A 19781-nucleotide genomic window follows, 5' to 3' on the forward strand; every position below is an offset into this window, starting at 1 on the left:
GCGTTGAACCAGCCGGTATTGCTCATGTCGTTAACCGCGGCGGCTGCCGCTTGTTGGCGGGGCTGCGGTGGGCTGAAGCCCACCCTACGTTGACCTGGGGCGCCGTATCCGCCCGGTAGGGTGGGCTTCAGCCCACCGTGTGTTGCATCACGCCTCGACCGTCGCCTGCGGCTCGGCGGCCGCCTGCTGCTTGAGCGTGCGCATCTGTTCCACGCCCCAGAGCACGCGCTCCGGGGTGGCAGGGGCGTCGATCCGGGGCTGCACGCGGTAGTCGCCGAGACTCGCCACGGCATCCTTGATCGCGCACCAGGCGGAAATGCCGAGCATGAACGGCGGCTCGCCGACGGCCTTGGAATGGAACACCGTCTGCTCGGGGTTCTTGCGGTTCTCCACCAGCTTCACGCGCATGTCCAGCGGCATGTCGGCCACGGCGGGAATCTTGTAGCTCGCCGGTCCGCTGGTCATCAGCTTGCCCTTGGCGTTCCACACCAGTTCCTCGGTGGTCAGCCAGCCCATGCCCTGGACGAAGGCGCCTTCCACCTGGCCGATGTCGATGGCCGGGTTCAGCGAGTCGCCGACGTCGTGGAGGATGTCGGCGCGGAGCATCTTGTACTCGCCGGTCAGGGTATCGACGATCACCTCGGTGCAGGCGGCGCCGTAGGCGAAGTAGTAGAACGGCCGGCCGCGCGCCAGGCTGCGGTCGTAATAGATCTTCGGCGTGCGATAGAAACCGGTGGACGACAGCGACACCTGGCCGAAGTAGGCGAGCTGGATCAGCTCCTCGAACGACAGGTAGCGCTCGCGGGCACGCACCTGGCCATTGCGGAACTCGACTTCCTCCGGACCGATGCCGAAGTGCCGCGAGGCGAACTCCACCAGGCGCTGCTTGATCGTCTCGGCGGCATTCTGCGCGGCCTTGCCGTTCAGGTCGGCGCCGCTGGACGCGGCCGTCGGCGAGGTGTTCGGCACCTTGTCGGTGTTGGTGGCGGTGATCTGGATGCGCGAAATGTCGACCTGAAAGACTTCGGCCACCACCTGCGCGACCTTGGTGTTCAGGCCCTGGCCCATCTCGGTGCCGCCGTGGTTCAGGTGGATGCTGCCGTCGGTGTAGACGTGCACCAGCGCGCCGCCCTGGTTGAGAAAGCTGGAGGTGAAGCTGATGCCGAACTTCACCGGGGTCAGTGCCAGACCCTTCTTCAGGTACGGGCTCTGCGCGTTGAAGGCGCGGATCGCCTCGCGGCGTTCGGCGTAGTCGGCGCTGGCTTCCAGCTCGGCGGTCATTTCCGCCACCAGGTTGTGTTCGACCGTCTGGTAGTAATGGGTGACGTTGCGCTCGTCCTTGCCGTAGTAGTTGAGCTTGCGCACGGCCAGCGGATCCTTGCCCAGCTGGCGCGCGACGGCGTCCATGATTTCCTCGATGGCGACCATTCCCTGCGGGCCACCGAAGCCGCGGTAGGCGGTGTTCGAGGCCAGGTTAGTCTTGCAGCGGTGGCCGTTGATCTCGGCATCGCCCAGGTAATAGGCGTTGTCGGCATGGAACATGGCGCGGTCGACGATCGCCCCGGAGAGGTCTGGCGAATAGCCGCAGTTGCCGGCCAGCTCGATGCGAATGCCGTGCAGCAGGCCATCGTCGTCGAAACCGACGTCGTACTCGACGTAGAACGGGTGGCGCTTGCCGGTGATCTGCATGTCGTCCACACGCGGCAGGCGCATCTTGGTCGGCCGCCCGGTGAGCCGCGCGATCACCGCGCAGAGGCACGCCGGCGCCGCCGCCTGGGTTTCCTTGCCGCCGAAACCGCCGCCCATGCGGCGCATGTCGATGACGATCTTGTGCATCGGCACGCCGAGCACCTCGGCCACCAGCTTCTGCACTTCGGTGGGGTTCTGCGTCGAGGTGTAGACGATCATCCCGCCATCTTCGGCGGGCATCACCGAGGAAATCTGCGTCTCCAGGTAGAAGTGCTCCTGGCCGCCGATGTGCAGGCTGCCCTGCAGTCGGCGCGGTGCGCTGGCCAACGCGGCGGCGGAGTCGCCGCGCTTGTGCTGGTGGCTGTCGAGGACGAAATGCTTGTTGCGCAGCGCCTCGACCACATCGAGCACCGGCTCCAGGTCTTCGTACTCGATGATCGCCGCCATCGCCGCCTTGCGTGCGGTTTCCAGGCTGTCGGCCGCCACTGCGACGACGATCTGCCCGACGTACTGGACGATGTCCTCGGCCAGCAGCGGATCGCCCGGCAGTACCGGACCGATGTCCAACTGGCCGGGCACGTCCTTGCTGGTGATGGCGATGGCCACGCCGGGAATCGCGTAGCAGGGCGCGGTGTCGATCTTCAGGATGCGCGCGTGGGCGCGGTCGGAAAGCCGCGCGTAGACGTGCAGCTGGTTGGGAAACTCCAGGCGGTCGTCGATGTACACCGCCTCGCCGGATACGTGCTTGTCGGCGCTCTCGTGCTTGAGGCTGCGACCGACACCGGTGGTCAGCTCGGCGCGGAACAGTTCGGCCAGTTCCTCCTGGCTTTTGGTCGGCTTATGCATAAGCGGTGACTCGCGTTTCGGTGGCGGGGCGCTGCTGCTCGGCGAAGCACTTGCGCAGCAGGTTCTGGGCGACCAGCAGGCGATACTCGCGGCTGGCGCGGAAGTCGCTGAGCGGGGTGAAGTCCTCGGCCAGCGCGGCGCAGGCGCGCTCGACCGTGTCGGCGTCCCAGGTGGCGCCGTTCAGCACGCGCTCGCAGGCGGCGGCGCGCCTGGGAATCGCCGCCATGCCACCGAAGGCGATGCGCGCCTCGCGCACCAAACCGCCGTCGAGGCTCAGGGCGAAGGCGGCGCAGACCGCGGAAATGTCGTCGTCCAGTCGTTTCGACACCTTGTAGGCACGGAACTGCTGCCCGGCCGTCGCGCGCGGGACGATGATCTTCTCGATGAACTCGCCGTCCTCGCGGGCGGTGATCTTGTAGTCGATGAAGTAATCCTCCAGCGCCAGCTCGCGGCTCGCCGCGCCCTTGCGCAGGACGATGCGCGCGCCGAGGGCGATCAGCAGCGGCGGGGCGTCGCCGATGGGCGAGGCGTTGCCGATGTTGCCGCCCAGGGTGCCCTGGTTGCGGATCTGCAGCGAGGCGAAGCGCTGCAGCAGCTCGCCGAAATCGGCGTACTCGCGGTTCAGCACCTCGAAGCAATCGGTGAGCGAGGTGGCCGCGCCGATCTCGATGCGCTCGTCGAACACCTCGACGCGCTTCATGGCCTCGACGTGGCCGACGTAGATCATCACCGGCAGCTCGCGGTGGAACTGGGTGACTTCCAGCGCCAGGTCGGTGCCGCCGGCGAGCAGGCGCGCCTGCGGATTGGCGAGGTACAGATCGGCCAGGTCGGCGACGGTCAGCGGCAGCAGGCAGCGCTTGCTGCCGTCGCTCAGCTCGGCGATGCCCTGCGGGGCGATGGCCTTGAGGCGGGCGATGGTCTCGGCTTCGGCGGCGTCGAACTGGTCGGGTTGCGCCTGGCAGCAGCTCTGCTCGGCGGCGTCGAGGATCGGCCGGTAGCCGGTGCAGCGGCACAGGTTGCCAGCCAGCGCTTCGTGCACCCGGTGCGCGTCGTGGCCTTTGTCGGCCTGGTTCTTCTGCAGGGCGAACAGGCTCATCACGAAGCCCGGCGTGCAGAACCCGCACTGCGAGCCGTGGTGGTCGACCATCGCCTGCTGCACGCTGTGCAACCGGCCCTGGTGCTTCAAGTCCTCGACGGCGATCAGTTGCTTGCCGTGCAGCGCGGAGACGAAGGTGAGGCAGGAATTCAGGGTGCGATAGCGGATGCGCTCGACGCCATCGGTGCGGGTCAGCTCGCCGACCACCACGGTGCAGGCGCCGCAGTCGCCGGAGGCGCAGCCTTCCTTGGTGCCGGGTTTGCCAACGCGTTCGCGCAGGTAGCGCAGCACGGTGAGGTTGGGGTCGAGGTCATGCTCGCTACGCAGCTCACGGTTGAGCAGAAACTGGATCAAATCGACCTCCGGCAAGGTTCTTTTCAGGCATGTTTTGCACGCGTGGAATCTAGGGTCGCTTGACTTGCAGGTCAATAAAAATTGACTTCAAAGTCAGAAAAAATCCCGTGACTGTGTCTGTTCACGGAGCGGAACCCTGAATTCATAGCGGATTCTGTGCCAAATGCCCGTGACGATGGCCAGGCGATACGGCCGCGTCATGCGGTCGGGCGGCGGCCACGCGCGCAGGCCGTCGCTGGCCGGTCGTGACGATTTGTGGTGCGCGCTGCGCCGATGCGGGGCGTCAGGCTTCGGCGGTCGCGCTGGCGCTGCGGCCGTATTGGACGATCACCCGCGGCAGGTTGGCCAGCGATTCGCTGCTCTGCGCCGCGCCCAGGCGCAGCGCTTCCTTGGGCATGCCGAAGACCACGCAACTGGCTTCGTCCTGGGCCACGGTGCGCGAGCCGGCCTCGCGCATGGCCAGCAGCCCGCGGGCGCCATCGTCACCCATGCCGGTCATGATCACGCCGATGGCGTTCTGCCCGGCGTGGCGGGCGACCGAGCGGAACAGCACGTCCACCGAAGGCTTGTGCCGGTTGACCGGCGGGCCGTCGAAGACCTCGACGAAGTACTGCGCGCCACTGCGCTTGATCTGCATGTGCAGCCCGCCCGGCGCCACCAGCGCCAGGCCGGGGCGCACGCGGTCCATGTGCTTGGCCTCGCGCACCTCGATCTTGCAGACGCTGTCGAGGCGCTGGGCGAAGGCGGCGGTGAATTTCTCCGGCATGTGCTGGACGATGACGATGCCCGGGCAATCCACCGGCAATTGCCGCAGCAGCACTTCCAGCGCCTGGGTTCCCCCGGTCGAGGTGCCCAGCGCGACCACGCGGTCGGTGGTGGTGAGCAATGCCTTGGCGGCCTGATGCCCGGCATCGGCCAGCGTGTCCGGCGTGGCTTCCCGGGGAGGCGGCTTGCGTGGCATGGCGTGGGGATGGCTGCGCGCGGCCAGTTCGATCTGCTTGATCAGCTCGCCGGAAATCTGCTGCAGGCTCACCTTCAGGCCCAGCTTGGCCTTGGTGAATACGCCCACCGCGCCCGCGGCGAGGGCGTCGAGCGTGATCGCGGCGCCATCCTCGGTGAGCGTCGAGCAGATGATCGACGGCGTCGGCCGCTCGGCCATGATCTTGCGCAGGAAGGTGATGCCGTCCATGCGCGGCATCTCGACGTCGAGCACCAGCACGTCGGGCCAGTCCTTCTGCATCTTTTCCAGGGCGAACAGCGGGTCGGACGCCTGGCCGATCACCTGGATGTTGGGGTGGCTTTCAAGGCAGGCGGTGAGCACCTGGCGGACCAGCGCCGAGTCGTCGATCAGAAAGACCTTTATTTTTTTACCAGTATCGACCTTCGCGACCATCATCGGTGCATTCCTTGAAAGGTGTCAGAGGCGCTCGAAGACCGAAGGCCTCACATTGCGCACGGGCAAGTCGAAACCGTGCAGGCTTTCAGCGTGGCCGATGAACAAAAGGCCGCCGGGGCGCAGGCGCTCCAGAAGCCGCGCGACCATGGCGAGCTTCTCGTTGGCGGTGAAGTAGATGAGCACGTTGCGCAGGAAGATCACGTCGAACGGCCCGACGCCCTGTGGCAGCGGGCGCGACAGGTTGACCTCGGCGAACGTCACGCGGTGGCGCAGCGGCTGGCCGATGCGAAACAGCCCGTCGCTTTCTTCGATGCCGCGCAGGCAATGGCGCTTGAGCCAGCCGGCGGGAAACTGCTGCGCCTGTTCCATGGAGTAGGTGGCCGAGCGCGCCCGATCCAGCACGCGGCGGCTGAGGTCGCTGGCGAAGATCGACCAGTCCTGCGTGCGGGCATTCTCGGCGACGCACATCGCCATGCTGAAGGCTTCCTCGCCCGAGGAACTGGCGGCCGACCACAGGTGCAGCGGGCGGCGCTGGCGGCCGACCCACTCGCCGAGCACGTCGAAGTGCTGCGGCTCGCGGAAGAAGTAGGTTTCGTTGGTGGTCAGCAGATCGACGACCATCCGCCGCTCGTCTTTTTCCACTGGGTTTTCCAGGACTTTCAGGTAGTCGCCGTAACTGCTCAGGCTGCGCGCGCGCAGGCGGCACATCAGCCGCCCGGCCATCAGCGTGCGCTTCTGCTCGGCCATGCGGATGCCCGACGCCTCCAGCATCATTTGCTGGAGGTGGCGGAAATCCTGGTCGCTGAGCTTGGGCAGGTTACGGGTAGGCATCAGCCGGCCTGCTGCGCCAGCGCGAGTTGCAGGATGTCGTCCAGCGACAGCACCCGGCGCACGTCGAGGACGATGGTGAAGCCACGCTCGTCGCGCGCCATGCCGGCGATGAAGTCGGTGCGGATGCCGGCGCCGAACGCCGGCGCCTGCTCGACGTCGCCGGGTTCGATGTCGAGCACGGCGTCCACCGCATCGACGACCAGGCCGATGTTCTGCTGGGCGTCGTCCAGGTTCAGCTCGATGATCACGATGCAGGTGCGGTTGCCCGCTTCGGTGCGCTCGAAGCCGAAGCGCGCGGCCAGGTCGAGCACCGGCACCACATTGCCGCGCAGGTTGATCACGCCGTGAATGAAGCCGGGCATCATCGGTACGGTGGTGATCTGGCCGTACTCGATGATCTCCCTGACCAGCTCGATGGGCAGCGCGTAGCGCGCCTGGCGCACGCGGAACGAGAGGTGCTGCACGGCGCCCTGCGGGCTCTCGTGGGCGAGGATCGACGGATTCATGCGGGGCTCCTGTCAGTTGAAGCTGACGAAATGGCCGTCATCATTCTGCAAGCGGGCGACCTTGTGCTCGACACGCTGCGGACGACGCAGTTCGCGCACGTTCTTCGGCGGCTCGTTGCGGCGGGCGGGCGCGGTCGGCTTTTCTTCCAGGCGGAAGTAGCCTATCAGCTCCAGCAACTGGCTGGCCTGGGCGTTCATTTCCTCGGAGGTGGCCGCCAGTTCCTCGGAGGCCGAGGCGTTCTGCTGGGTGATCTGGTTCATCTGGCTCATGGCGATGTTGATCTGCGCCGCGCCGCTGCTCTGCTCCTGCGACGCCGCGGTGATTTCCTGGACCAGGTCGGAAGTCTTCTGAATGTTCGGCACGATCTGGTCGAGCAGCACGCCGGCCTGCTCGGCCAGGCTCACGCTGTTGCTCGCCACGCCACCGATTTCCTGCGCGGCGACCTGGCTGCGTTCGGCCAACTTGCGCACTTCGGCGGCCACCACGGCGAAGCCCTTGCCATGGTCGCCGGCACGCGCGGCCTCGATGGCGGCGTTCAGCGCCAGCAGGTTGGTCTGGTAGGCGATGTCGTCGATGATGCCGATCTTGTCGGCGATCTGCTTCATTGCCAGGACCATGTCGCGCACGGCGCGGCCGCCCTCGACCGCGTCGTTCGCGGCCTTGCCGGCGATGCCGTCGGTGATCTTCGCGCTCTCCGTGTTCTGCGCGATGGAGGCGGACATCTGCTCCACCGAGGCGCCGGTTTCCTCGACGCTGGCGGCCTGTTCGGTGGCGGCCTGGCTCAACGACTGCGAGGTGGCGCTGACCTCCTCGGAAGCCGAGGACAGCGAGTCGGCGGCGCTGCGCACGTCGCTCATCACCGCGCGCAGGCGTTCGGCCATGTTCTGCATGGAGGCGAGCAGGGCTCCGGTCTCGTCCTTGCTGTCGACCTGGATGTCGATGTTCAGATCGCCCTCGGCCAGCGAGTTGGAGGCGCTGACGGCGCGGTTCAGCGGGCGGGTGATGCTGCGGGTGACGAGGATGCCGATGCCGAAGCCGATCAGCGAGGCGATGATCACCAGGGCAATCATCTGCGTACGCGAATCCAGATAGATGCTGCTGATTGCCTCGTTAGCTTCGCCGGCGCGGGTCTTCTTCATCGCTACCAGATCGCTAATAGTATTGTCGGCAGCATTACCCTCGCTGCGCAGTTGCGGCATCAGCGCGCTGAACTCGGTGGCTTCGGCCAGGCGCCCGGAGTTCTTGTTCATCAGCAGCATCTGCTGAGCGGTCTTCTCGTAGGTCTCCAATTGAGTAGCCAGCTTCTGCAGCTTGGCCTTGCTCTCGTCGCTTTCGAAGCTGCTGCGGGCTTTCTCGAGGTTCTCGTGAAGCGCCTTGAAGGCTTCCTGTACCTGAGCCATGGTCGCCTCGCGCTCTTCGACAGAGGTGGCCAGCAGGCTGCTGCGCATATGGCGACCGGCATAGATCAGTTGCAAGTTGGCGTTCTGCATGGCTTCGAGGGCGAACAGCTCGCGCTCGTACATGCGGTCCGACAGGTCGTTGACCTTGCCCAGGTTGACGATGCCCAGAGCGCCGACCAGAGCGGTCAGGATCACCACCAGGGTAAAGCCGGCGATCAGGCGTACGCCGATCTTCATGTTGCGGATGAAATTCATGGTGGTTCTCCTAGGAGCCGAGGGAGTCTTGGTGAGGCTTGGCTGAGCGGAGTTCGCCCGGATTGCTGTCGACGTTCTGCTGCAGCTGGCGGAACAGGCTGGCGATGTCGAGGATCAGGGCGATCTGCCCGGAGCCCAGGATCGTCGAGCCGCTGATGCCTTGCAGGTGCTGGAACAGCAGCCCGAGAGGCTTGATCACGGTCTGCAGCTCACCGTGCAGGTTGTCGACCACCAGGCCAGCCTGTTGCCGGCCGAAGTTGACGACGACGATGTTGCGCCGCTTGCTGTTGCTGGCCGGAAGCTCGAAATGCGCGCCCAGGTCGATGCACGGCAGCGGCTTGCCGCGCAGGTTCAGGTAACCGTATTTGCAGCCGGCCAACTGGACGTCGTCGAGTTCCAGGCATTCGGTGACCATGTCCAGCGGCACCACGAAGAACTCTTCGCCGAGGTTGACCAGGAAGCCGTCGATGATCGCCAGGGTCAGCGGCAGGCGGATGCGGAAGGTGCAGCCGACGCCGCGCGTGGAGTCGATCTCGACGCTGCCGCGCAGGGCATCGATGGCGCTGCGCACCACGTCCATCCCGACGCCACGCCCGGAAAGGTCGGAAACGGCGTCTGCGGTGGAGAAGCCGGCGGCGAAGATCAGCATGTGGATGGCGTGTTCGTCGAGGTTGCTCTGTTCCTCGATCAGCCCGCGGGCGATGGCCTTCTCGCGGATGCGCTCGGTGTTCAGGCCGTGGCCGTCGTCGGAGATCTCGATGACGATCATCCCCGACTCGTGGTAGGCGTTCAGGCGCAGGTTGCCCTGCGCCGGCTTGCCGGCGGCGGCGCGTTCCTCGGCGGGTTCGATGCCGTGATCGATAGCGTTGCGCACCAGGTGGGTGAGCGGGTCGGCGAGCTTGTCGATCACCGACTTGTCCAGTTCGGTGTCGGCGCCATGGATGTCCAGGTGGATGTCCTTGCCCAGCTTCTGGCTGACGTCGCGAACCACCCGGTGGAAGCGGTTGAAGGTGTCGCCGATCTCGATCATGCGCAGCTTAAGCGCGGCTTCGCGGATCTGCTCGACGTGCTGGTTGACCACCTGGGTGCTCTCGATGCAGATCGCATTGCCCTGGGCCTGGGCGTGCAGTTGCGCGCCGGCGGCGCTGATCACCAGTTCGCCGACCAGGTTGATCAGCTCGTCGAGCTTGTTGGCAGCGACGCGAATCTGGCTGCTTTCGCTGGCCTTGCGCTCGCGCGACGAGTGCTGCTTGGCCAGCGCGGCATCCACCACCTGCGGCGCCACGCGGCCGCTTTCCACGAGCAGTTCACCGAGTGCCTGCTTGGGCGCGCCCTCGGCGACGTGCGCCTGGGCGGAGAGGCTCTCGGCCAGCTCGTGCTCGGTGAGCAGGCCGCTGGCGACGAGGATCTGGCCGACACGCTCGTCGGTTTCCGGAAGCGCCTGGATCAGTGCGAGGTAATCGCTCAGCGCGCTGTCCGGCGGGAGGATGCGCAGGGTGCAGAAGTCCAGGATGAACTCGAAGACCTCCTCGATCTCGGCCTTGCTCGCCTGGGTCTGCAGGTCGATTTCCAGGCCGAGGTGGCAGCTCTCCGGGTCCAGCTCGGCGAGTTCCGGCAGGGCATCGTCGATGACCTCGAGAAAGCGGATTTCGCCCAGCCGCGAGAGGTAGCGAACGAAGGAGGCGAGGTCGAAACCGTTGCGCAGCAGGTCGGCATGGAAACGCAGGGAAATGTGCCAGTTGCCTTCGCGCGGGGCGCCCGACTCGGCAGCCGGTTCGGCGCTGGCGCCGACCGCCGGCGCCTGGCCGCCGTGCTCGGCGAGTGCCGCCAGCAGTTGCGCCTGGTGCGCGTCGTCCACGTCGAGGGTGCCGTTGGAAACGTCGATCAGCTCGACCATCGAGGCGATTTCGTCGAGGCAACGCAACATCACCGAAATCGCCGCCGGGCTGAGCGTACGCAGGCCGTCGCGGACCTCCATCAGCAGGCTTTCCAGGTGATGGGTGAAATGCGTGATCGGCGTCAGCGAGAACAGCCCGGCCGAGCCCTTGAGCGTGTGCATGGCGCGGAACAGGCCGTTGATCGCCTCTTCGTCGTGGGGCGTGTCGTCGAGCAGCAGCAGGTATTCCTCGGCCTGCTTGATCAGGTCGCGGCCCTCTTCGATGAATCCCTGCAGCAGTTGGCTCCACTGGTTCTCGTTGAGCATCATCGTCTCCGGATCAGCTCGCCACGGCGGCGGGGTAGAGCGACTGCAGGCGCAGCAGCTGGAACAGCTCGATGACGCTTTCGGCCGGGTTGCACAGGCTCAGGCCGACGTTGGCGCGCTGTTGATGGCGTTGCACCGCGATCAGCAGTTGCACGCCGGCGCTGTCGACTTCCTCCAGCCCGGCGAGGTCCAGCTGCCAGTCGCGTGGCGGTTGCCGGAGCAGCACGTCGAGCAGCGCGGCGTGGGCGTCGCGCACTTCGTAGATGGTCAGCGCGCCGCTCATGTGCAGGCACGCAGGTTGGCTGTCGAGGTCCGCCGTGAGCTGGAACATCTCAGCCGACCAGCTTGTCGACGGCCGCGAGCAGTTGCTGCGGCTGGAAGGGTTTGACGATCCAGGCCTTGGCTCCGGCGGCCTGGCCTTCGGCTTTCTTGTTCTGCTCGCTCTCGGTGGTGAGCATCACGATCGGGGTGAAGCGGTAGTCGCCGAGCGCCTTGACGGCCTTCACCAGGCCGATACCGTCGAGGTTGGGCATGTTCACGTCGCTGATGATCAGGTTGATCTTGCGCCCGTCGAGCTTGGTCAGCGCATCGCGTCCATCCACGGCCTCGATCACGGTGTGCCCGGCCCCGGACAGGGTCATCTTCACCAGTTGGCGCATGGAGAGAGAGTCGTCGACGATGAGGATGGTCTTGGCCATTGGGTGGTTACCTGGCGGAAGCGGTCAGAAAAAGGTGACGTCGTTTTGCGTCGCGCGGCTCTTTGCGCCGTGGCGCTCTTCGTCGGTGGTGAACTGCTGGCGCAGCTCGTCGAGCCAATGCTGCGGCTGGGCGAGGCTGCCATCCTGGTCGCGCAGCGCCTGCTGCAGGCGCTGCAGGTCGAGCTGCAGGTGATCGAGCATCTGGTCCGAGCGGTCCTGGAACTGCAGGCCGACGATGATTTCGCGGATGTCGCCCTGGACCATGCGTGCGTCCTGCTGCAGCTGGTCCGAGGTGAGGGTGAGTTCATGCAGGTTGGCGCTCAGGCCCTGCATGACCTCGCCGGCCACCTCGTCGAGGTAGCGCAGGTTCGCCTCTTCGCTGCTCGAGAGTTCGTCGGCGGCGGTCACCGTGGAGCGGATCGCCTGGTTGATCTCGCCGACTTTCTCGACCATGCGCTGGCCGGTTTCGGCGGAGAGGGTGGAGAGCTTGCGCACTTCGTCGGCGACCACCGAGAAGCCGCGGCCGTATTCGCCGGCGCGGGCGGCCTCGATGGCGGCGTTGAGCGCCAGCAGGTTGGTCTGGCTGGCGATGTCCTGCACGCGCTTGGACATCGCCTGCAATTCGCTGGCGTAGGCGTTCAGGTGGCCGATGGTGCCGAGCAACTCGCGCTTGCGCCCGTTGGCCCCGTGAAACGCTTCCACCACCTGGTCGAGACGGGCGTGTGCCTGACGCAGGCTGTTGGTGACACCACCACCGCCGATCACCTCGTCGGAGCTGGACAGGGTCTGGTCGAGGCGCTGGGTGAGGCCGGAGAAGCGTCCGAACAACTGGTTGATGTTGGTCTGCAGCAGGCTGCGCACCTGGCTGAGGTTCTGTTCCCAGGCGGGCAGCACGGCATTCAGCAGGGGCTCCACATCGACGCGCTCGGGCTCGACGATCGGTGTGGCGAACTGCTCCTGTACCTTCGGCTGGCGCGGGCGCATCGGCCAGGCGGCTATTGCCACCAGTACGCTACCGGCTACGCTGATCCACGGTGAGAGCAGCAGGCCGGCGAGGCTGATGGCGAGTCCGATCCAGAGGGTGAGATAGGCGAGCAAGAGGGCGATTCCCGGTTGGCGTTGTCAGGCTCGAACGATAGACAGCCATCGCAGCCAGCGAAATCAGGGAATCCCCTATGTCGCCTAAGGGTGATCCGCTGTGGCTTCGACAGGGCACCGCAGGCATGATGGCAAACCGCTACGTTCAGAACCCGCCAGCCCGGCCGATAACCGGTGAACCAAGGCCCACGGGCTAGCACTACCAGGCAACCCTTTCAGGAGCGCATCATGGCCGGCATCCTCGATTCAGTGGATCAACGCACGCAGTTGGTGGGCGAGAACCGCCTGGAAATCCTCATGTTCCGCCTGGCGGGGCGGCAGCTCTTCGCGATCAACGTGTTCAAGGTGCAGGAAGTGCTGCAACTGCCACGCCTGACGCTGATGCCGCAGCGCCACCGCTGCGTCTGCGGGGTGATCAACCTGCGCGGGCAGACCCTGCCGGTGATCGACCTGTCCCAGGCAATCGGCATGCGCCCGCTGGTGCCGAACGAGAAGAGCACCATCATCGTCACCGAGTACAACCGCTCGGTGCAGGCCTTCCTGGTCGGCGGCGTCGAACGCATCCTCAACCTCAACTGGGAGTCGATCCTGCCGCCGCCCGGCGGAGCGGGGCGCCAGCACTACCTGACGGCGATCACCAAGGCCGACGATCAGTTGGTCGAGATCATCGATGTGGAAAAGGTCCTCGCCGAGATCGTCCCGTACAGCGCCAAGGTCTCCGGCGACCGCCTGGCCGATCCGATCTTCGAGCGTGCCCGCGGTCGCGAGGTGCTGCTGGTGGACGACTCCAACGTGGCGCTCTCGCAGCTCAAGGAAACCCTGTCGCAGCTCGGCCTCAAGCTGCACACCGCGAGCGACGGCCTCAAGGGCCTGCAGGCGCTGAAGAAGTGGGCCGATGAAGGCCATGTGATGACCGACAAACTGCTGATGGTCTTCACCGACGCGGAAATGCCGGAGATGGATGGCTACCGCCTGACCACGGAAATCCGCACCGATCCGCGTCTGAAGGACCTCTACGTGGTGCTGCACACCTCGCTGTCCGGCAGCTTCAACGAAGCCATGGTGAAGAAGGTCGGCTGCGACAACTTCCTCTCCAAGTTCCAGCCCGACAAGCTGGTCGACGTGATCCGCGAACGCCTGCTGCTGGACGGCCCGGCCTGACTACGGGCGTTCGCATCGCCTTTTCGCGTGGGCCGGAAGCCGCCCGCGCCTGACGCGATGCAGCTGCCGCGGCGGCGCTTCACGGGTTATCCTCGACGGCCTTTTTCACGTCGCCCAGGATGCCGCCCATGCACCTCTCCGCGCTCTATCGTTTCCCGCTGAAATCCGCCATCGGCGAAGCCTTGTCGGTGTCGCCCGTGGACAGCCTCGGGCTGCACGGCGACCGCCGCTGGCTGGTGGTGGACGCAAGCAACGGGCGCTTCCTCACCCAGCGCCTGTTGCCGCAGATGACCCAGTTGCTGGCGCGCTATGCCGCGGACGACGCGTTGACCTTGAGCGCGCCGGGCCTCGGCGAGATTCAGGTGGCGGTGCCGGCCGCCGATGCCGAGCTGCGCGGCGTCACCGTCTGGAGCGACAGCCTGCGCGTGCCGGATGCCGGCGACGAGGCCGCGGCCTGGCTCAGCCAGTTGCTCGGGCGCGCCTGCCGCCTGGTCTACCTGCCGGTCGAGCGCGCCCGCCAGGTGAACGCCGGCTCCGGCGCGACGCAGGACAGGGTGGCGTTCGCCGACGGATTTCCCCTGCTGCTGATTGGGCAGGCATCGCTGGAAGATCTTTCCACGCGTGTTGGCCGGCCGCTGGAAATGCTGCGGTTCCGACCCAACCTGGTGGTCGACGGCAGTGCGGCCTACGCCGAGGATGGCTGGAAGCGCATCCGTATCGGCGGCCTGGATTTCCGCGTGGCCAAGGGCTGCTCCCGTTGCATCATGACCACCCTCGATCCGCGCAGCGGCGAACGCAGCGCCGACCGGGAACCGTTGGCCACGCTGAAAACCTATCGCGAGCGCGATGGCGAGGTGTACTTCGGGCAGAACCTGATCTGCGACGGCCGTGGCGTGCTGGAAGTGGGCATGCCGCTGGAACTCCTGGAGTAAGGCCGCTGCGCGCGGCGGAGCCGGTCCGCCGCGCCCTTCAGACCGGCATCACTGGTCGTCGAAGAAGCGTTCGTGCCAGTCCACCAGGGGCTGCGGCGCGTTGAGCTTCTGCCCGTAGATCACCGCGTAGGTCAGCACGTTCTGCACGTACTGGCGGGTCTCGTCGAACGGAATGCTCTCCACCCAGACGTCGAACGCCAGGTGATTGGCGCCGCGCAGCCATTGGCGCACGCGGCCGGCGCCGGCATTGTAGGCCGCCGATGCCAGTACCCGGTTGCCGTTGAACTGCGCATGCACCTGGCTCAGGTAGGCGGCGCCGAGCTGGATGTTGGTGGTCGGGGTCAGTACGTTGTTAGGGTTGGCCAGCGGAATGCCGAACTTGCGCGCGGTTTCCTTGGCGGTGGCCGGCATCAGCTGCATCAGGCCCATGGCGCCGACGCCCGAGCGGGCGTCGGCCATGAAGGCGCTTTCCTGACGGGTGATGGCGAATACCCAGCTCGAATGCAGGCCGCGGACCCTGGCCTGTTGCACCAGGTCGGCGCGATAGGCCATCGGGAAGCGGATGTCCAGGTCGTCCCAGTACTGCGCCTGGCTGATGGTGCGGATCGCCGGGAAATACCACTGCATGTCGTAGGCGAGTTTCGCCTGGGCGACCATTTCCGCCTGATTGAAGTGGCGGCTGACGTGGTACCACTCGCGCCGCGCATCCACTACCTGGCCGCGCGCGTAGAACTCCAGCGCACGGCGGATGCCGGGAGTGTTCTGCACTTTCTTCACCAGCTTCGGATCCAGCAGCAGCGGCTTGTTGTTCAGCTTGTACGGCGCCTGGATACGGTCGGCGGCGAGGAAGCCGTAGAAGTCACGTTCGGCCGCCACCGGTTTGTACAACGTCTGCAGCAGCGCGCTCTGTGGCTGCGCCAGTTGCAGGCTGCGCGCCTGCCAGTAGCGCCAGCGGTTGGTCTCGGCGAGTTCCTTGGGCAACCGGCGGGTCAGCTGGTAGGCCTCGTCCCAGCGGCCCAGGCGCAGCAGCAGGCGCAGGCGCCACTCGGCGACGGTCGGGTCGCGCAGGTCGGGGTCGTACTGGGTCATCACGCCGAGGGCGCGGGGGTCGAAGCTCTTCGCCAGGGTCAGGCCGATCTCGCGGGCGATGGAAACCTTCTCTTCCTTGGAGAAGGCCATCTGCCGGGCGTAGCCGTCGAGCAGGGCGAGGGCCTTTTCCGGGTCCTGGCGCGCCAGCCGGCGCAGGCCGAGGCCGACGACATCGCCCATGGCCTCGTCGGCCGGAACGAAGCGGCCGGTCTGGGTGAGCATCTGCGGCTTCTGCGACACATCGATCAGCAATTGCGCCTGGTTCTGCAGGGTCGGCAGGGTTTTCGCCAGGTGGCTGGCGAGCCCGTAGTTGCGCGCCTCGGCCGCCAGCTTGGTGCGCTGCCAGCGCTTGGCCTCGGTGAGCTGGCCGGCGGCTGCCCATTGGTCGAACAGCACATCGCAGGCGGTCGGCTGGGATTTGCCCACCAGCCAGAGCTTCTCGGCGGTCGCATAGCCTTCGGCGGTCAGGCCGTGGGCGAGCTGGTACTGGCCGTTCAGGCAGTCCAGCTCGGTGAAGTTCATCGACTTGTCGTAATGGGCGACGAAGGTCTTCCAGTCGCCACGCTCGGCCAGCCAGCGCAACCAGCGCAGCTTCATCCAGTTGGCCTGGGGCAGGTCGCCGTGGTCGTCGAGGAAGCGCTCGATTTCCTCGTTGCTGGCCCATTTCAACCGCGCGGTGAGTTCGTCGTAGGCCAGATAGGGTTCCAGCGGGTAATCCTTCAGCGCGCTGGCATAGCGCTGGTAAGGACCGCTGTCGCCCTTCGCCAGGGCGGCCTTCGCCTGGTCGTACATCTGCCGTTGCTCGGGGAGCGAGGCGGCCTGTGCGACGTCGAGCGTGGTGGCAGTGATGAGCAAACAGGACAAAAGACTGAACAGACGACCGCGCATGACACTTCCGGGCAGAAAACCAAGTGCCTAGCTTAGCCTGATGCGTCAGGCAGTTAAACGCAGGGCTGTAACAGCCGATGAAGGGAATAACTTCGCCGGCGGGAGCGCCTGGCAGGGTGCGCTGCTGATATCATGCGCGGCCCGTTTTTGAAGAAGATCGTCATGACCCTGCTCAAGCTCTCCGATGTCTCTCTCGCCTATGGCACCACGCCGCTGCTGGACCAGGTTTCCTGGCAGATCGCGCCCGGTGAGCGGGTCTGCATCATCGGCCGCAACGGCACCGGCAAGTCGAGCATGCTGCGGGTAATCAAGGGCGAGCAGTCGGTCGATGATGGCGATGTCTGGCGCGCGCCGGGCCTGAAGATCGGCGAGCTGCCGCAGGAACTGCCGCGTGCCGACGAGCGGACCGTTTTCGATGTGGTCGCCGAGGGGCTGGCCGGCGTCGGCGAGTTGCTCGCCCAGTACCACCACCTGAGCCAGAACATCAACGACCAGGACGACCTGGACAAACTCATGCATGTCCAGCAGGACCTCGAGGCCCGCGACGGCTGGCGCCTGCAGCAACTGGTCGACAGCACCCTCAGCCGCCTGCAACTGCCGGCCGACAAAACCCTCGCCGAGCTTTCCGGCGGCTGGCGGCGACGCGTGCTGCTGGCCCAGGCGCTGGTCGCCGAGCCGGACCTGCTACTGCTCGACGAGCCCACTAACCACCTCGACATCGGCGCCATCGCCTGGCTGGAAGAGGCGTTGATGGGCTTCACGGGCGCGGTGCTGTTCATCACCCACGACCGGTCATTCCTGCAGAACCTGGCCACGCGCATCCTCGAGCTGGACCGCGGCCACCTGATCGACTGGAACGGCGATTACGCCTCCTTCCTGGTGCACAAGGAGCAGCAACTGGCGGCCGAAGAGACCGCCAACGCGCTGTTCGACAAGAAGCTCGCCCAGGAGGAAGTCTGGATTCGCCAGGGCATCAAGGCCCGCCGTACGCGCAACGAAGGCCGCGTGCGCGCCCTCAAGGAAATGCGCAACGAGCGCCGCGAGCGCCGCGAACGCCAGGGCAAGGCCAGTTTCCAGGTGGAAACCGCGGACAAGTCCGGCAAACAGGTGATCGTCGTCGAGCACGTCAGCTTCGCCCATCCCGGCGGCCCGAAGCTGATCGACGACTTCTCCATGGTCCTGCAACGCGGCGACCGCATCGGCCTGCTCGGCGCCAACGGCACCGGCAAGACCACGCTGCTCAAGCTGCTGCTGGGCGACCTGCAACCCACCAGCGGCAAGGTATCCATCGGCACCAAGCTGGAGGTCGCCTATTTCGACCAGCTGCGCCATGCGCTGGAGCTGGAAAAGACGGTGATCGACAACCTCGCCGAAGGGCGCGATTTCATCGAGATCGACGGGCAGAACCGCCACGTGCTGAGTTACCTCGGCGATTTCCTGTTCAGCCCGCAGCGGGCCCGCACGCCGGTCAAGGCGCTGTCCGGCGGCGAGCGCGCGCGGCTGCTGCTGGCCAAGCTGTTCAGCAAGCCGGCCAACCTGCTGGTGCTCGACGAACCGACCAACGACCTCGACGTGGAAACCCTCGAGCTGCTCGAGGAAGTGCTGCTGAGCTTCAAGGGCACTGTGCTGATGGTCAGCCACGACCGGGCTTTCCTTGACAACGTGGTCACCAGCACGCTGGTGTTCCAGGGCAACGGCGTGGTGCGCGAGTACGTCGGCGGTTACCTGGACTGGCTGCGCCAAGGCGGTTCGCCGCGCCTGCTGGGGGTCGGCGACAGCCGCCCGGAGAAGGCCGAGCCGGTGAAAGCCGCCGCACCGGTCGAAACTGCCGCACCCGCGCCGGCGAAGAAGAAGCTCAGCTATAAACTGCAGCGCGAGCTGGAGGCGCTGCCGGGCCAGATCGACGCCGTGGAGCAGCGCATCGCCGCGGTGCAGGCACAGATTGCCGATCCGGCGTTCTACCAGCGCCCGGCGGAGGAAACCCGCGACGTGCTGGCGCAGGTCGACAGCCTGCAGGCAGAACTCGATACCTTGCTCGAGCGCTGGGCCGAACTGGAAGAATGAGCCGGGAGTAAGCAGTCAGCATGGCCATCGAATACCGCGTCAGCCTGGATGATGAGCATTCGTTCAGTTACCTGATTCAGCTCGATCGCGACTACGACGACGAGCGTGCCGCCGCCGCGCCGAAGTGGACGTGCCTCGCTCACGAACGTTGCAGCAACTGCCCGCTGGAGCCTGAGCGCTTCAGCCATTGCCCGGCGGCGGTCGACATCCATCGGGTGATCGAGGATTTCCACGGCCTGCCGGCGTTTACCAAGGCGCACGTCTGGGTACGCACGCCGGAGCGCGAGTACAGCAAGCTGGTCGGTCTGGAGGAGGGCCTGCGTGCGCTGCTCGGAGTGATCATGGCGACCAGCGCCTGCCCGATCCTCGCCAGCCTCAAGCCGATGGCCCAGCAGCACCTGCCCTTCGCCAGCAACCAGGAATTCGCCCTGCGCGCCGTTTCGCTGTACCTGACCCGGCAGTATTTCAACCTGCGCGAAGGGCGCCACGCGGATTGGGAACTCAAGGGGCTGGTGCGGGTGTTCCAGCAGCTGCAACTGGTCAACCAGGCGTTCTGGCAGCGCATCCATGACACCTGCGAGGGCGACTCCAACCTCAAGGCGTTCCTGACGTTCTTCTCCATGGCGTCGAGCATGACCTACTCGCTGGAAACCCAGTTGCAGAAGATTCGTCCGCAGGTGATGAGTGCCGGAGACGGCATCGAGGCGTTGCCGTACACCGGGCGGCGCGGCGACTGAGAGGGGGGCGGGCCCGGCCGGCGCGCCCGCGCGGAACTCACTGGTCCTTGGTCAGGCGGACCGCCAGCACGTCGCAGGGCGCGCCATGCAGGACATCGTTGGCGGTGGAGCCCAGCAGCAGCGCAAGACCATGGCGGCCATGGCTGCCGACCACGATGAGGTCGCACTTTTGCTCGGCGGCGAGACGGTGGATCTCCTGACGCGGCTGGCCGTAGGCGAGGTGGCGATGCTCCGGGGTGAGCTCCGGATAGCGGCTGGCGAAGCCGTCGAGGCGTTCGCGGGCCTGATCGAACTGCTGCTGCTGGAGCATCGACAGGTCCATCGGTACGTCGCCGCCGAACGCCATGGCCATGGGTTCGACGATGTGCACCAGGGAAAGCTGCGCTCCACTGCTCGCCGCCAGTGCCTGGGCGCGGCGCATGACCGGATGACACTCGTCGGCCAGGTCGATGGCCACCAGGATGTGCTGGTACGTCATGAGGTGTTTCCTCCTTGGATGTTTGTCTCTTATTAGATGCCGCTGTCGGGCGCCTTGCC

General features: G+C 66.1%; 16 protein-coding genes. 4 read left to right on the forward strand and 12 right to left on the reverse strand.

What is annotated here, in order from left to right:
- Positions 1-147: 147 nt before the first annotated feature.
- The 10 genes from xdhB to QMX85_RS15245 form a co-directional block, all read right to left on the reverse strand.
- Positions 148-2535, reverse strand: coding sequence for a xanthine dehydrogenase molybdopterin binding subunit (xdhB, locus tag QMX85_RS15200; RefSeq protein ID WP_282342204.1), 2388 nt, complete (start codon positions 2533-2535; stop codon positions 148-150).
- Complete coding sequence (xdhA, locus tag QMX85_RS15205; protein WP_282342205.1) at positions 2528-3985, reverse strand: xanthine dehydrogenase small subunit; 1458 nt, start codon at positions 3983-3985, stop codon at positions 2528-2530. Before xdhA ends, xdhB begins: the two co-directional genes overlap by 8 nt.
- 283 nt (positions 3986-4268) lie before the next feature.
- Positions 4269-5381 carry a chemotaxis response regulator protein-glutamate methylesterase gene (locus QMX85_RS15210; RefSeq protein ID WP_282342207.1) on the reverse strand — a complete coding sequence of 371 codons (1113 nt, stop codon included), beginning with the start codon at positions 5379-5381 and terminating at the stop codon, positions 4269-4271.
- Between the two features lie 21 nt (positions 5382-5402).
- Positions 5403-6212, reverse strand: a complete 810-nt coding sequence (locus QMX85_RS15215) for a CheR family methyltransferase (protein WP_282342208.1) — start codon at positions 6210-6212, stop codon at positions 5403-5405.
- On the reverse strand, positions 6212-6718 hold the full coding sequence (locus tag QMX85_RS15220) for a chemotaxis protein CheW (RefSeq protein WP_090231306.1): 507 nt from the start codon (positions 6716-6718) through the stop codon (positions 6212-6214). Before QMX85_RS15220 ends, QMX85_RS15215 begins: the two co-directional genes overlap by 1 nt.
- 12 nt (positions 6719-6730) lie before the next feature.
- Entirely contained in the window at positions 6731-8374 is a 1644-nt protein-coding gene (locus QMX85_RS15225) for a methyl-accepting chemotaxis protein (protein WP_282342210.1), read from the reverse strand.
- A gap of 10 nt (positions 8375-8384) precedes the next feature.
- On the reverse strand, positions 8385-10577 hold the full coding sequence (locus tag QMX85_RS15230; protein WP_282342212.1) for a chemotaxis protein CheA: 2193 nt from the start codon (positions 10575-10577) through the stop codon (positions 8385-8387).
- 13 nt (positions 10578-10590) lie between these two features.
- Positions 10591-10908, reverse strand: coding sequence for an STAS domain-containing protein (locus QMX85_RS15235; RefSeq protein WP_273233002.1), 318 nt, complete (start codon positions 10906-10908; stop codon positions 10591-10593).
- A gap of 1 nt (position 10909) precedes the next feature.
- Entirely contained in the window at positions 10910-11275 is a 366-nt protein-coding gene (locus tag QMX85_RS15240; protein ID WP_090231302.1) for a response regulator, read from the reverse strand.
- A 24-nt stretch (positions 11276-11299) separates the two neighbouring features.
- A complete protein-coding gene (locus tag QMX85_RS15245) occupies positions 11300-12373 on the reverse strand; it encodes a methyl-accepting chemotaxis protein (RefSeq protein WP_282342216.1) in 1074 nt (357 codons plus the stop codon).
- 228 nt (positions 12374-12601) lie between these two features.
- Between QMX85_RS15245 and QMX85_RS15250 the strand changes: the two genes are divergently transcribed.
- Positions 12602-13534 (forward strand): chemotaxis protein CheV, encoded by a 933-nt coding sequence (locus tag QMX85_RS15250; RefSeq protein WP_273233004.1) that lies wholly within the window; start codon positions 12602-12604, stop codon positions 13532-13534.
- Positions 13535-13662: 128 nt separating this feature from the next.
- Positions 13663-14466 (forward strand): MOSC domain-containing protein, encoded by an 804-nt coding sequence (locus QMX85_RS15255; RefSeq protein WP_282342219.1) that lies wholly within the window; start codon positions 13663-13665, stop codon positions 14464-14466.
- A 48-nt stretch (positions 14467-14514) separates the two neighbouring features.
- Here QMX85_RS15255 and QMX85_RS15260 read toward each other — a convergent pair whose 3' ends face one another.
- Positions 14515-16443 carry a transglycosylase SLT domain-containing protein gene (locus QMX85_RS15260; protein ID WP_282342220.1) on the reverse strand — a complete coding sequence of 643 codons (1929 nt, stop codon included), beginning with the start codon at positions 16441-16443 and terminating at the stop codon, positions 14515-14517.
- A gap of 162 nt (positions 16444-16605) precedes the next feature.
- Here QMX85_RS15260 and QMX85_RS15265 point away from each other — a divergent pair, with 162 nt between their 5' ends.
- Positions 16606-18507 (forward strand): ATP-binding cassette domain-containing protein, encoded by a 1902-nt coding sequence (locus QMX85_RS15265; RefSeq protein ID WP_282342222.1) that lies wholly within the window; start codon positions 16606-16608, stop codon positions 18505-18507.
- 20 nt (positions 18508-18527) lie between these two features.
- Entirely contained in the window at positions 18528-19244 is a 717-nt protein-coding gene (locus QMX85_RS15270) for a hypothetical protein (protein WP_282342223.1), read from the forward strand.
- A 37-nt stretch (positions 19245-19281) separates the two neighbouring features.
- Here QMX85_RS15270 and QMX85_RS15275 read toward each other — a convergent pair whose 3' ends face one another.
- A complete protein-coding gene (locus QMX85_RS15275) occupies positions 19282-19722 on the reverse strand; it encodes a universal stress protein (RefSeq protein ID WP_090231296.1) in 441 nt (146 codons plus the stop codon).
- Positions 19723-19781 lie beyond the last annotated feature (59 nt).

The organism is Pseudomonas sp. PS02288 (assembly GCF_029959715.1).
Classification (GTDB): domain Bacteria; phylum Pseudomonadota; class Gammaproteobacteria; order Pseudomonadales; family Pseudomonadaceae; genus Pseudomonas_O; species Pseudomonas_O kuykendallii.